At 67.3% G+C, this 12,841-nt stretch carries 16 protein-coding genes; 9 read left to right on the forward strand and 7 right to left on the reverse strand.

The window, feature by feature from the left end; genetic code table 11:
* Positions 1 to 46 precede the first annotated feature (46 nt).
* The gene (locus KUW17_RS08940) at positions 47 to 286 is read left to right on the forward strand and encodes a hypothetical protein (RefSeq protein ID WP_222478159.1); all 240 of its coding nucleotides are present in this window, start codon (positions 47 to 49) and stop codon (positions 284 to 286) included.
* An 81-nt stretch (positions 287 to 367) separates the two neighbouring features.
* Here the strand turns inward: KUW17_RS08940 and KUW17_RS08945 are convergent, their stop codons facing one another.
* Positions 368 to 505 (reverse strand): entericidin A/B family lipoprotein, encoded by a 138-nt coding sequence (locus KUW17_RS08945; protein ID WP_222478161.1) that lies wholly within the window; start codon positions 503 to 505, stop codon positions 368 to 370.
* A gap of 186 nt (positions 506 to 691) precedes the next feature.
* Here KUW17_RS08945 and KUW17_RS08950 point away from each other — a divergent pair, with 186 nt between their 5' ends.
* From KUW17_RS08950 to KUW17_RS08970, 5 genes are all read left to right on the forward strand, one after another.
* Entirely contained in the window at positions 692 to 1,024 is a 333-nt protein-coding gene (locus KUW17_RS08950) for a TraR/DksA family transcriptional regulator (protein WP_222478163.1), read from the forward strand.
* 155 nt (positions 1,025 to 1,179) lie between these two features.
* Complete coding sequence (locus KUW17_RS08955) at positions 1,180 to 1,494, forward strand: TraR/DksA family transcriptional regulator (protein WP_222478165.1); 315 nt, start codon at positions 1,180 to 1,182, stop codon at positions 1,492 to 1,494.
* 219 nt (positions 1,495 to 1,713) lie between these two features.
* A complete protein-coding gene (locus KUW17_RS08960; protein ID WP_222478167.1) occupies positions 1,714 to 2,367 on the forward strand; it encodes a protein-L-isoaspartate O-methyltransferase family protein in 654 nt (217 codons plus the stop codon).
* Positions 2,368 to 2,495: 128 nt separating this feature from the next.
* Complete coding sequence (locus tag KUW17_RS08965; protein ID WP_222478170.1) at positions 2,496 to 3,902, forward strand: TolC family outer membrane protein; 1,407 nt, start codon at positions 2,496 to 2,498, stop codon at positions 3,900 to 3,902.
* Between the two features lie 75 nt (positions 3,903 to 3,977).
* On the forward strand, positions 3,978 to 5,177 hold the full coding sequence (locus KUW17_RS08970) for a hypothetical protein (RefSeq protein ID WP_222478172.1): 1,200 nt from the start codon (positions 3,978 to 3,980) through the stop codon (positions 5,175 to 5,177).
* Between the two features lie 236 nt (positions 5,178 to 5,413).
* Here the strand turns inward: KUW17_RS08970 and KUW17_RS08975 are convergent, their stop codons facing one another.
* A complete protein-coding gene (locus tag KUW17_RS08975) occupies positions 5,414 to 6,868 on the reverse strand; it encodes a cobyric acid synthase (RefSeq protein WP_222478174.1) in 1,455 nt (484 codons plus the stop codon).
* A 192-nt stretch (positions 6,869 to 7,060) separates the two neighbouring features.
* Entirely contained in the window at positions 7,061 to 7,378 is a 318-nt protein-coding gene (locus KUW17_RS08980) for a DUF6280 family protein (RefSeq protein ID WP_008556013.1), read from the reverse strand.
* A gap of 219 nt (positions 7,379 to 7,597) precedes the next feature.
* Here KUW17_RS08980 and efp point away from each other — a divergent pair, with 219 nt between their 5' ends.
* A complete protein-coding gene (gene efp / locus KUW17_RS08985) occupies positions 7,598 to 8,161 on the forward strand; it encodes an elongation factor P (protein WP_174146538.1) in 564 nt (187 codons plus the stop codon).
* Between the two features lie 138 nt (positions 8,162 to 8,299).
* Here the strand turns inward: efp and KUW17_RS08990 are convergent, their stop codons facing one another.
* The 3 genes from KUW17_RS08990 to KUW17_RS09000 all read right to left on the reverse strand — a co-directional run bounded on the left by KUW17_RS08990 (position 8,300) and on the right by KUW17_RS09000 (position 10,440).
* Positions 8,300 to 8,836, reverse strand: a complete 537-nt coding sequence (locus tag KUW17_RS08990) for a hypothetical protein (protein WP_261397120.1) — start codon at positions 8,834 to 8,836, stop codon at positions 8,300 to 8,302.
* Positions 8,837 to 8,905: 69 nt separating this feature from the next.
* Positions 8,906 to 9,709, reverse strand: coding sequence for a fructosamine kinase family protein (locus tag KUW17_RS08995; protein ID WP_222478178.1), 804 nt, complete (start codon positions 9,707 to 9,709; stop codon positions 8,906 to 8,908).
* Positions 9,706 to 10,440 (reverse strand): YgfZ/GcvT domain-containing protein, encoded by a 735-nt coding sequence (locus KUW17_RS09000; protein WP_222478180.1) that lies wholly within the window; start codon positions 10,438 to 10,440, stop codon positions 9,706 to 9,708. The genes KUW17_RS08995 and KUW17_RS09000 overlap by 4 nt, the downstream gene beginning before the upstream one ends.
* A gap of 113 nt (positions 10,441 to 10,553) precedes the next feature.
* Between KUW17_RS09000 and KUW17_RS09005 the strand changes: the two genes are divergently transcribed.
* Together KUW17_RS09005 and KUW17_RS09010 are read left to right on the forward strand one after the other, a co-directional pair.
* Positions 10,554 to 11,234 (forward strand): TIGR04283 family arsenosugar biosynthesis glycosyltransferase, encoded by a 681-nt coding sequence (locus tag KUW17_RS09005; RefSeq protein WP_222478182.1) that lies wholly within the window; start codon positions 10,554 to 10,556, stop codon positions 11,232 to 11,234.
* Positions 11,235 to 11,402: 168 nt separating this feature from the next.
* Positions 11,403 to 12,611: a pyridoxal-phosphate-dependent aminotransferase family protein gene (locus KUW17_RS09010; RefSeq protein WP_222478184.1), complete on the forward strand. Its 1,209-nt coding sequence runs from the start codon at positions 11,403 to 11,405 to the stop codon at positions 12,609 to 12,611.
* Between the two features lie 31 nt (positions 12,612 to 12,642).
* On the opposite strand, the gene KUW17_RS09015 is transcribed toward KUW17_RS09010, so the two are convergent.
* On the reverse strand, positions 12,643 to 12,837 hold the full coding sequence (locus KUW17_RS09015; RefSeq protein ID WP_222478186.1) for a histidinol phosphate aminotransferase: 195 nt from the start codon (positions 12,835 to 12,837) through the stop codon (positions 12,643 to 12,645).
* Between the last annotated feature and the right edge of the window lie 4 nt (positions 12,838 to 12,841).

The following is a 12,841-nucleotide window of genomic DNA, read 5'->3' on the forward strand; positions in this document are numbered from 1 at the left end:
CGTTCCGTGTTATCCTCACCCCCGTTCACCTGGGGAGGATAACACCATGAAACACCTGACTTTGGCCGCTGCGATCACCCTCTTGGCGTCGCCGCTTCTGGCCGGGCAATGCCCCGCCGACATTGCCGCCATCGACGCGGCGCTGGCCGCCGGCACCGAACTGTCGGAGGAAGACCTGGCAACGGTCCAGGAACTGCGCGACGAGGGCCAGGCGCTGCATGACGGCGGCGACCATGCCAGCTCGGTTGCGACGTTGGCCGAGGCCAAGGCGATGCTGGGGATCTGAGGCACCGCGCCCGAAACAAAAAACGCCCGGCGGACAACCGGGCGTTTTCTTGTGTCTGCCGCCGGTCCGGGGCAGGGCGGCTCAGAAGCTGTTCTGCACGTCCTGCGCCACGCCGCTGATCGCGTTGCCGGCCTTGGAAATGTCGCGCCCGGCGCCCTTGGCGGTCTCACATGCCGCCAGCCCCAGCAGCAGCAGCGCGCAGGTCAAAATCCGCGTCATCGGTGAAGGCTCCTCATCTCTGCTCAAAACCCGTTTGCAGATGTCTAGCAAGCCGCCCCAGTCCAGACCAGCGGATTTGCAGGCCAGAGGGCAAGAGGGCAAGCGGGCCCGCGGTTGAGCGAGGTCAAGGCCGCCCGCGCCGCGCCGGGCTAGGCTTCGGGCGAAACGGAACAGGAGGCAGATCCCATGGACCTATCCACCCGCAAACAGGCACTGGAGGCGCGCCGCGCCGAACTGGCCGGGCATCTCAGCAAGGTCGAGCACACGCTGGACGCGCCGATGCCCAAGGATTGGGAGGACCGCGCCTCCGAGCGGCAGGGCGACGAGGTGCTGGAAAGCCTCGGCAACGCCGAGCTGGACGAGCTGCGCCGGATCGACGCGGCGCTGGCGCGGATCCGGGCGGGCACCTACGGCATCTGCGCCCGCTGCGGCGAGATGATCTCCGATGCCCGGCTGGACCTGCTGCCCGCAGCGCCGCTGTGCAAGACCTGCGCGGGCGCGGCTGCGAGCGGGCGTTAGGCCTGCGGCCCCCGGCGGAAAAGGGTATTTGCCAGAAATTGCAACTTAAAAGGTCGTGCAATTCACGGATTTCCCGGCTATCTTGACCTGGATCAATGCTATGCAACTGACCCTGCGGCAAAGGTGCGCGAAACGTGAACTGGAGGGCATGAGCAATGAACTTTTCCGCCAGAAAGCAATCGCTTGAAGTCCGCCGGCTGGAGCTTGCCGGGCTGCTGTCGCAGGCCGCCTGCATTCCGGACCCCGCGCAGATGGCCTCTGTGCGCCAGCAGGTTGCCGCCCGCGGCGGCGGGGGGGCGATCGCCGTGCTGCCCAAGGCCAGCCTGGATGAGCTGCGCCGCATCGACGCCGCCCTGGCCCGCCTGCGCGAGGGCTCCTACGGCTATTGCCAGATCTGCGGCGACGACATGAGCGACGACTGGCTCGACCAGCGCCCGGCGTCGCCGTTCTGCCGGACCTGCGCGCTGTAGCGCCAGGGGCGGGCAGGGCGAGCCTGCTGCGGTCCGGCCATTCAGAAAGCCAGCGCCAGCTGCCCCCGGGCCGCTGGCCTTTTTGCGCGGGCGGCCGCAGCGGCAGGCCGGCCGCGGCAGCGCTGCACTACTTTGGATTTTCGCGCAACAGGCCCCGTTGCCGTGCCCGGCGGGATGTGCCACAACCGGTCTGACCGACTGAACAAATGAGTTTAGCAGATGCCAGATTTCACTGAGCGCCGCCGCATGATGGTGGATACCCAGATCCGTCCGTCGGATGTCACCAAATACCCGATCATCGAGGCCATGCTTGCGATCCCGCGCGAGAAATTCGTGCCGGACGCGCAGCGCGAGGCAGCCTATGCCGACCAGAACGTCGATCTGGGCGGCGGCCGGGTCCTGATGGAGCCGCGCACCCTGGCCAAGATGCTGGATGCGGTGAACCTGCAAAGCGACGAGCTGGTGCTCGATGTGGCCTGCGGGCTGGGCTATTCCACCGCGGTGGCTGCCCGGATCGCGCAGATGGTGATCGGCGTCGAGGAAGACGAGAGCATGGCCGCCGACGCGCAGGAGCTGCTCAGCGAGACCGGCGCCGACAACGCCATCGTGCACACCGGCCTGCTGGCCGACGGCGCGGCGGAGCATGGCGCCTATGACGTGATCCTGATCCAGGGCGGGGCCGAGGATATCCCGGCAGCGCTGCTGGACCAGCTGAAAGACGGCGGCCGCATCGCGGCGCTGCTGGTGAATGGCGCCCTGGGCGAGGTCAAGGTGGGCTACAAGAGCGGCGGCCGGATCTCCTGGCGGTTCGAGTTCAACGCCGGCGCGCCGGTGCTGCCGGGCTTTGCCGCGGCACAGGAATTTGCGCTCTGAGCTGACGCCGGGCGCCGCGGCGGCAGCCGCCGCACAGCAAGAGAATAGGCCGGGCGCTGCACCTGCGGATGCCCGGCTCGAAGCAGAACCCACCGCGGCTGGCGGCGCGGCAAAAGATAAGGCAACCGATGCGAATGAAATTTCCGGCGAGTGTGTTTAAGGCTTTTGTTTTTGCCGGCGGCGTGGCGGCCACTGCGGTGATGCCGCTCAAAGCTGCAGCGGACAACCTGTCCGACGCCATGATCGGCGCGTATAAGACCAGCGGCCTGCTGGAGCAGAACCGGGCGCTGCTGCGGGCCGCGGACGAGGACGTGGCGATTGCGCTGTCGCAGCTGCGGCCGCTGATCGAATGGACGGTGTCTGCGGTCAGCACCTACAACGAACAGACGCTGAACGCGACGCAGAACAACTTGTCGACTCAGCTGCGGCTGACCCAGCTGCTGTTTGACGGCGGCGCATCGCGGCTGGGCAAGCTGGCCGCCCAGGAAACCGTGCTGGCGACGCGCCAGGCGCTGCTGAGCGTGGAGCAGACCGTGCTGCTGCAGGCTGTGCAGGCCTATGTCGGCGTCCTGCAGGGGCAAGAGAACGTCTCGCTGCGGCGCAACAACCTGCGCCTGCTGCAGGAGGAGCAGAAGGCGGCCCAGGACCGTTTCGAAGTCGGCGAGGTCACCCGCACCGACGTGGCCCTGGCTGAGAGCCGTGTTGCAGCCGCCCGTGCCAACCTGACCGATGCCGAGGGCACCCTGCTGACCGCCAAGGCGACCTATGAGCAGGTTGTCGGGCGGGCGCCCGGCGCCATTACCAGCCAGCCGCCCCTGCCGCGCAGGGCAGCGTCGCTCGACAGCGCCCAGGCGGTTGCGGTCCGGAACCAGCCGGACCTGCTTTCCCAGCAGCACGTCGTCAAGGCCAGGGATTACCAGGTCGCCGCGGCAACCGCCGGCCTGGGGCCTACGGTGAACCTGCAGGCAAGCGCCGGGCTCAGCGAAGACGTCCAGGAGCGGTTTGATTCCGCCTATTCCTCCAGCGTCGGGGTGCAGATGACCCAGGAGCTGTATGCGGGCGGCCGCAATGCGGCCACCCGGCGCCGGGCGGTTGCCAATGCGGATGCCGAGCGCGGCGCCCTGATCAGCACTCAGCGGTCGGTGCGCCAGGCGGTCAGCGCCGCCTATTTCAACGTTGAAACCGCCCGGGTCAGCCTGATCTCCTCCGGCGAGCGGGTGCGCGCCTCCAAGGTCGCCTTTGACGGTATCCGCGAGGAAGCCACCCTGGGCGCCCGCACCACACTGGACGTGCTGCAGGCGGAACAGGAATACCTCGACGCCCAGACCGAACAGGTGAACGCCCGCGCCAACCAGGCGATTGCGGCCTATCAGCTGCTGCAGGCGCAGGGTCTTCTGACCGCGGAACACCTTGGCCTGGCGGTGGAGGTCTATGATCCCACGCTCTATTACAACCTGGTCAAGGACGCCCCTGCGCACTACAGCAAGCGCGGCAAGGATCTGGACCGCGTGCTCAAGGCCTTGGGGCGGAACTGACAATTCATCCTATCTGTTGTGCGGTGGCGGCAACGCCGCTACACTCTGCTTCAGAGGCAAGAGTGGTAAAATAACATGTCCGACCCAGTTACCCATGCTGAGATTGAAGATGTATTGTCCTCGATCCGCCGCTTGGTGAGCGAAGACGGCCGCGGCCAGCCCGCGGCCCCGGAACCGGCTGCGCGCCTGGTGCTGACGCCGGCCCTGCGGGTGCAGGAGCCTGCGCCCGGCGGCAATGGCCCGGCCGGCGCCGGCGATGCGGCGGAAGAGGCCGCAGCAGATCCGGTCCTGCAACCGGCGGAGGAGCCGCCGCTGGCGGGTGATGACGAATCCCAAGCAGATGCCGGCGGCGCGGAGGCCTCCGGCGCAGGCCTGAGCAGCAGCGCGGGTTCTGAGGACCCGCCGGGTCCGCTGGCGGAAGATCCGCCGCTGGCCTTCCGCCACCGCCGGGATCTTGCATGGGACAAGACGGACCGCGGTTCCAAAGAGGATGCGGGCGAGCCGGCCGGTCAGGAAGACACCCCGGAAAACGCCTCGGAAAACAGCCAGGAAAACACTCCGGAGGACAGCCAGACCGGAGCTGCCGCTCAGGCGCTGGAGGCCGGCACAGGCCCGGCCGGGTCCGGTGCGCCCTGGGGCAATCCGGAAACCACCCTGTTTGCTGCCGCGGCCGGCGCGGCCGGCGAAGACGGCGATCTTGATGAATACGCCGCGGAAGCGGATCCGGCGCCTGTCCGGCTGGCGGAGGATAGCCTTGCCGCCAGCACCGCAGGCGCCCGCGCCGCCTCGGTTGTCCGCAAGATCGCGGAACTGGAGGCGCGCAGCTTTGCCGCGCAATCCGCCGCGCAGGAGCAATGGGAGCCGGACAGCCAGACGGAGGCGCCCTTTGCCGGCACCGGCCCCGACACCATCGAATGGCGGGATGAGCCGCTGATCATCAGCGACGACGCTCCGGTCAATGATCCGGGGATGGCCGGCGGCGCGGACAGCCGCGCGGATTCCGCGCCGGCAGAGGAGCAGCAGCCCGCTGCTGCCGCGCCCACAGGCATGCCGGATGCGGAAACGGTGGTTGAAACCGCCGTGACCGGCGCGGCGGTGGACAGCCTGGCCGAAAGCGGCGAGGGCTATCTCGACGAAGACGCCCTGCGCGATCTGGTCGCCGGCATCGTCCGCGAGGAGCTGCAGGGCCCGCTGGGCGAGCGCATCACCCGCAATGTCCGCAAGCTGGTCCGCCGGGAAATCCACCGCGCGCTGGCGGCGCACGATCTGGTTTGAACGGGCAGACCCGGGACAGGTAAAAGCTGCCGCTTCCGGCTCAAGAGAAAAGGGGAAAGCCGTCCCCTTTCCCTATCGCCTTCGCTGTTTGATGCCTATGGCGCGCCGGAACCTGCATCAAGGACGCTGCGCGCCAGCAAGCTGGCAGATCCTTGACGCAGAACCCTGCCCGCCATTTTCCGGCATCAGCGAAGGCGACAGAGAAAAGGGGACGGCGGCCAGCCCAGCGGCTGCGGTCAGAACAGCACCGGCTGCGCCAGCTCCAGCAGCTGATCGAGGTCCATGTAGCGCTCCAGGTGATCGGCCAGCGCGTCCAGGACCTCCTCAACGCCGTCCTCGTATCCCGCCTGGCTTTCATGGCCGAGGCTTGCCAGCACGCTGGCGCGGAAGGCGTCCTCGGAAAACAGCCCGTGCAGGTAGGAGCCTTTGACGCGCCCGTCGGCGGAGGCCGCGCCTTCCGGGCGGCCATTGATGCTCAGCCAGGCGCGGGCACAGTCGGCGCCGGTGGTGCGGCCCATGTGGATCTCGTAGCCGCTGACGGGCAGGTTGCCGTCGCGGGTTACGGCCTCGGTCAGTGTCACCCGCTTTTCCCCTGCCATCACCGTGTGCACATCCAAGAGGCCCAGCCCGTCCACCTTGCCGGGCCGCCCGTCGACGCCCTCGGGGTCGTCGATGGTCTTGCCCAGCATCTGATAACCGCCGCACAAGCCCAGCACATGGCCGCCGCGGCGGTAATGCGCCTGGATGTCGATGTCCCAGCCCTGCGCGCGCAGGTAATTGAGGTCGCCGATGGTTGATTTGCTGCCGGGCAGAATGATCAGATCCGCATCGCCGGGCAGGGCATGGCCCGGCGGCACAATCTCCACCGTCACTTCCGGCTCCGCCGCCAGCGGGTCGAGGTCGTCGAAATTCGCCATCCGTTCCAGCTGCGGCACAACCACCTTGCAGGCGCCGCCCTTGTGCGAGGCGATGTCCATCATGTCTTCAGCGGGAAGCTTCCAGGCATCCCAGAACCACGGCACCACCCCCAGAGAGGGCCAGCCGGTGCGCGCGGCAATATCGTCCCGGCCGCCGTCAAACAGGCTCAGGTCGCCGCGGAAGCGGTTCACCAGGAAGCCCACGACGCGCTCCAGGTCCTGAGGCTCCAGCACCGCATAGGTGCCGACGATCTGCGCAATCACCCCGCCGCGGTGGATGTCGCCGGCAATCACCACCGGCACCTGTGCCGCGCAGGCAAAGCCCATGTTGGCAATGTCGTTCTTGCGCAGGTTGGTCTCGGCAGGGGAGCCCGCACCCTCGATCAGCACCAGATCGGCATCCGCCGCCAGCCGCCGGTAGCTCTCCAGCGCCGCCTCCAGCAGGCCCGATTTGTCGCGCATGAACGATCCCGCGCCTTGGGTGCCGCGGCGCTTGCCCTGCACGATCACCTGGGCGCCGGTGTCGGTTTCCGGCTTCAGCAGCACCGGGTTCATGTCGGTATGGGGCGGGCGTTTGGCAGCCCGCGCCTGCAGCGCCTGGGCGCGGCCGATCTCGCCGCCCTCGGGCGTTACGGCGGCGTTGTTCGACATGTTCTGCGGCTTGAACGGCGCCACCTTCAGCCCGCGCCGCACATAGGCGCGCGCCAGCCCTGCCACCAGCAGTGACTTGCCGACATTGCTGCCGGTGCCCTGGATCATGATTGCGCGTGCCATCAGCCGCTCCCTGCCTGCACCCCGTTGTTCCGGGGCCTGCATAGCAGGTTAGGCGGTGCCGTCCATGGGTGCTGTGCCACAAGCGTCCCGCGGCCGCTGCCGCGCGACAGGCTGACCCTGCGGAAACCCCGGCGTGCAAAAAGAAAAACGCGCCCCTAAGGGCGCGCTTTTCAGCAATGCGCAAGGGAAGCCTTAGGCGGCTTCAGCCTGCGCAGCGTTGCGGCGTTCGCTTTCTTCACGCGACAGTGCAACCGAGGTCCGCACACCGCGGCCCACGAAGTCCATCAGGCCTTCCACAACCCGTTCGTTCGGGTCGATGCCGGCGCAGGACAGCACTTCGCGGCCATCGCGCGAGCGCGCCCAGCGGGCGATCTGTTCCGGGCCATTGCCGTATTTCTTGTCGTCGGCGATGGCATCATCCAGTGCGGCCAGGACAACGGCTGCAAACAGTTTGCGGGCGCGGTTGCCTTGCTCGTTATTATAAGCGGTGCCGTCTACGAAATCTCGCATCTCGTATCCCTTGTTGTTCTTGCTATTGCAATTTTCGGCGTAGCGCTGCTTATGACGGAAGTGTGACGATTCGGATAGAGCGCAGATGCATAGCTTTCATGCAATTTGCGCATATCTTATTCACAGATCTTCCATACCATATCCTTGTCTTGCCAGCGATCAGCCCGCCAGATATAGGGTCTTGCAAATTATCATCAACCATCTGAAAGGCATTTTCCCATGCCCAAGATCAACGGCAACGAAATCCGTCCCGGCAACGTGCTGGAACATAATGGCGGCCTTTGGGCAGCGGTGAAGGTCGATCACGTAAAGCCCGGCAAGGGCGGCGCTTTTGCCCAGGTCGAGATGCGCAACCTGCGCAACGGCTCCAAGCTGAACGAGCGTTTCCGCTCGGCCGACAAGGTGGAGCGCGTGCGCCTGGAGCAGAAAGACCAGCAGTTCCTCTATGAGAGCGACGGCATGCTGGTGTTCATGGATGCCGAAACCTATGAGCAGATCGAACTGCCCGCGGACCTCTTGGGCGACCGCCGCCCGTTCCTGCAGGACGGCATGACCATCGTGGTGGAATTCTACGAATCCGAGGCGCTGAACGCGACCCTGCCGCAGAAAGTCACCTGCAAGATCGTCGAGACCGAGCCGGTCGTCAAAGGCCAGACCGCGGCGAACTCCTTCAAGCCCGCGATCCTCGACAACGGCGTCAAGGTGATGGTGCCGCCCTTCGTCGGCCAGGACGAGATGATCGTGGTGAACACCGAGACCATGGAATATTCCGAGCGCGCCTGATCCGGGACGCCTTCGGAAAAACGGAAAAGCCGCCCTCCCTCGGGGGCGGCTTTTTCTGTTTCTGCGCACCGCCCAAGGCTTTTCTGAAAAGTCTGGGCAAAAGCTTTCAGAAAGCTTTTGCGCTGGCGCCCACCTGGTTCACCCGGCAGGCAGCGCCAGGCTGAAACCGCATTCATCCATCATCTTGCCATAGGCCGCGGTGAACCCGCTGAGCGAGGCCTCGTAGAACATGTCATTGCCGGCCCAGATCTCCACCCAGCTGCCTTGTTTCATCGCTTGCAGCATCACCAAGTGGTCCTGGAACCGCAGCGCGCTTTCGGCTTCCGCCAGGCCTTCCCCGTTGATCCAGGAATTGATCCCGGCAGAGAGGGAGAAGCTGCGGTCGAAGTCAAAGATGAAATCCACGGTGCCGCCCTGCTGCATCAGCGTCGGGTAGTGGCGCGGCGCATATTCCTGCACTTTGGCCATGGGGTAGAACTCCGGCGGGCCGGCATCGCCGGAAAACACCTCCAGCGCCAGCAGCGGATCGCCGTCGCCGCCGGTCCAGGCGCGGCAGGTCAGATAGCTGTCCTGCTCGGTCTCATGAGGTTCGGTGGCGACATGCCAGTCCTTGTAATTCCAGTAGTCGGCCCAAACCGGGGAGGCCGCCAGCGCGGCGGCGCAAGCTGCAAACATCAGACGCATCAAATACCCTTTCAGCAATTCCTGCGGCGACCTTAACGCAATCAGGTGAACAGAGGCTTTTCAGAAGCCCAATGCCTCCAGCCGCGCCTCGACCATGCTGCGGTAGCTGGCGCCGAACAGCCGCAGATGCACCAGCGCCGGCCACAGCTGATAGATGGGAAGGCGGCCCTCATGCCCCGGCTCCAGCGCGCCATAGGCGTCGTGAAACGCCGCGGGCGGCGCGCCGAACAGGTGCAGCATCGCCAGATCCACCTCGCCATGCCCCCAGTAACAGGCCGGGTCGATCAGATAGGCCTGGGGACCGCTGAACAGCACATTGCCGCTCCATAGATCGCCATGCAGCAGGGACGCGGGCGGCGCGGCGGGCAGCAGTTCCGGCAGCCGCGCGCACAGCGCCTCAACCCGCAGCCGCAGGTCGCGGGGCAGGGCGTCCGGGTCTGCCAGCAAGCGGCGGCTGGCCCAGAAGTCCGCCCAGTTTTCCAGCGGCGCGTTGGGGATCGCCACCGGGCCAAAGGCATAATCCTCCGCCCAGCCGTAATGCGGGCCTATGGCAGAATGAAGCTGCCGCAAGGCATGCCCCAGCATTTGCCAGCCCGCCGTGCTGGCGCCGGTCTCCTGCAGCGCTTCCATCAGCAGCACATTGCCCGCGGCGCCCAGCACCTCCGGCGCAGGCGCGCCCGCGTCCCGGATCGCGCGCAGCATCGCCGCCTCCGCCGCCACCAAAGGCCCGGTCTTGGCCACAACGTGGCGGCCATCTGACAGCTCCAACAGTTGCACTTCCGACAGGTCGCCGCCATGCAACGGGCGGGCGCGCAAAACTTCTGCGCCCAGCATGGGCAGAACGGTATCGCTCAGTCTGCTCACTCTTGCCAGGTGACGCGGGCGTCCCCGGCCTGCATCTCGCCCTTGGCGCGGTCGAACCGCAGATAGGCAATGCCCTTGCCGCCGGACTGGGTGAACAGCGTGCCCACCGGCTTGCCGCCGGCAGTGATTTCGGTCCCGGCCGGCGCCGCGCCCTCGACCTGCACAGTCCGGAACCCCTTGCGCAGCTCGGTCTTGTGCTTCATCCGCGCCGTCACCTCCTGGCCGACATAGCAGCCCTTGCGGAAATCGACGCCTTTCAGCGCTTCAAAGCCCGCCTCCAGGATATAGCTCTCCGGCCCCAGCTCGATGCCGGTTTCGGGAATGCAATGCGCCACCCGGATCGCATCCCAGTCACTGTCGTCATCGCCGCCCTCAGGCCCATAGAGCCGCCAGCCCAGGTCGGCATGGCGCGGGTCCGACAGGGCGCCCTCCGGCGCATCGCCGGTGCCGCGCTTCACCTGCAGGTCCGTCATCTCCACCTGCACATCGGCGCGCAACCGGTACATGTTCAGCCGTTTCAGCAGGCCTTCGGCCAGCGAGGCCTCCACGTCCAGCAGCACCGCATCGCCGTCCGCCGCCAGAAAGAAATCCGCGATGTACTTTCCCTGCGGCGTCAGCAGCGCCGCATAGACCAGCCCATCGCCCAAGCGGTCCACGTTATTGGTGACAAGCCCCTGCAGGAAGCTCTTGGCGTCGCTGCCGCTCAGGCGCAGAATGCGGCGGTCACTCATGTCATCTCTCCCGTGTGCCACCCGGTAAATCCCAAGGGGGCGTTTCACTGCCTGGCCCAGTGATATAGGAAGCAGGGCGGAAGAAAACAGCAAATCCGCCTCAAGGAGCCCCCATGCCCGCGCCGGTCAGCATCGTGATCCCAGCCCTGAACGCCGCCGAAGAGCTGCCCGCCGCGCTGGAGCATCTGATGGAGGGGCTGGCGGCGGGGCTTATCCGCGAGCTGGTGATCAGCGACGGCGGCTCCAGTGATGCAACGCGGGCCATAGCCCAGGCCGCCGGTGCCGAATGGGTCAGCGGCGCCCCGTCCCGCGGCGGCCAGCTGCGCCGGGGCTGCGCGGCGGCGCAGGGCGACTGGCTGCTGGTGCTGCATGCCGACACCCGTCTGGAGCCGGGCTGGGCCGCGGCGGTGGCGCAGCATCTGCAGGAGGGGCAGGGCGCCCCCGCGTATTTCCGGCTGCGGTTCCGGGCGCGCGGGCTGATGCCGGCCTGGGTCGCAGGCTGGGCCAACCTGCGCGCGCGCCTGTTCGGGCTGCCTTACGGCGACCAGGGGCTGCTGATCCGCCGGGCAGAGTATGAGGCCGCGGGCGGCTACCCGGACCAGCCGCTGATGGAGGACGTGGCGCTGGTGCGCCGGCTGCACCGGCTGACGGTCCTGCCCTGCGCGGCGCTAACCAGCGCGGCGCGCTACCAGCGGGCGGGCTGGCTGCGGCGCGGGGCGCGCAACCTGTGGACGCTCTTGCGGTATTTTCTGGGGGTGAAGCCGGAACGGCTGGCAAGGTCCTACAGCAAATAGGCAGGGCTGCCCGCCCGGGCCGCCCGGAGGCAGGCGCGCAGGCGGGCAAGCAATTCGCCGTGACCCTGCGTTTGCGGCAATTGACCCGGCGCGCGGGGCGGCTACTGTGCCGCCAAGGATCAACCGCGGGGCGCCAAGCCGCCGCCCGCGCAGCAAGGAACCGCAGGCATGAGCGGACCGGTAAACGTTTCGGCAGGGCGGAAATATCTGGCCATTCCAGGCCCGTCGGTGGTGCCGGACCCGGTGCTGCAGGCGATGCACCGCCCGTCGCCCAACATCTATGCAGGCGAACTGGTGGAAATGACCGCCGGCCTGATCCCGGACCTGCGGCGGGTGGCGCGCACGGACCACCACGCGGCGATCTACATCGCCAACGGCCACGGCGCCTGGGAGGCGGCGCTGCAGAACACCCTGCAGCCCGGCGACCGCGTGCTGGTGCCCGCCTCGGGCCGCTTTGCCATCGGCTGGTCGGAAATGGCTGAAGGGTTGGGCATCGAGACCGAGATCCTCGACTTCGGCACCCGCGCGCCCTGGGACATGGCCCGTATCGCCGAGGCGCTGGCCGCAGACCGCGCACACCGCATCAAGGCGGTGCTGGGCGTGCATGTGGACACCTCCAGCTCGATCCGCAACGACATCGCGGGCCTGCGCCGCCTGCTGGACGAGGCCGGCCACCCGGCGCTCCTGATGGCCGATTGCATCGCCTCCTTGGGCTGCGAGAAGTTCGAGATGGACGGCTGGGGCGTCGATGTGATGGTCACCGCCAGCCAGAAGGGGCTGATGGTGCCGCCGGGCCTCAGTTTCGTGTTCTTCAACGAGCGCGCCGCCGCCGCGCGGGCGGCGCTGCCGCGCATCAGCCGCTACTGGGACTGGGCGCCGCGTGCCAATCCGGCGGAATTCTACCAGTATTTCGGCGGCACCGCGCCCACCCACCACCTTTACGGCCTGCGCGCCGCGCTGGACATGATCCACGCCGAAGGCATCGAAAACGTGTGGGCGCGCCACGCCCATCTGGCCCGCGCCATCTGGGCCGCCTGCGAGGCCTGGGGCGCCGGCGGCCCGCTGCGGATGAACGTGGCGGACCGCTCCCTGCGCTCCCACGCCGTGACCGCGCTGCACATCGGGGCGCCGGACGGCACAAGGCTGCGCGATTGGCTGGAGGTAAACCTGGGGCTGACGCTGGGCATCGGCCTCGGCATGGCGTCGCAGGGCAGCCCGGACTGGCACGGCTACTTCCGGCTGGGCCACATGGGGCATGTGAACGGGCAGATGGTGATGGGCCTGTTGGGGGGGATTGAGACCGGGCTGACCGCGCTGGGCATCCCGCACGGGCAGGGGGCATCGGATGCGGCCGCGCGGGTTCTGTCGGGCCGCTGACGGCCTGGCAGCGGCGGGCAGCGGGCGGGCGTCAGGCCTTCTGCGACTTCAGCCGGATTTCCAGCCGGTTGATGAAGTGATTGACCAGCACGGCCACCACCAGAACCGGCACCATCCCGTACATCACCCAGATGACGAAAAAGATCCACATCAGGTTGATGCCCGCAAACATGATCGCGGCGGTAAAGAAGTCCGGCATGGCGTCCGGCAGTTCAGGGTCACGCATGACA

The organism is Leisingera aquaemixtae (assembly GCF_019801145.1).
Taxonomy (GTDB): Bacteria; Pseudomonadota; Alphaproteobacteria; order Rhodobacterales; family Rhodobacteraceae; genus Leisingera; species Leisingera aquaemixtae_A.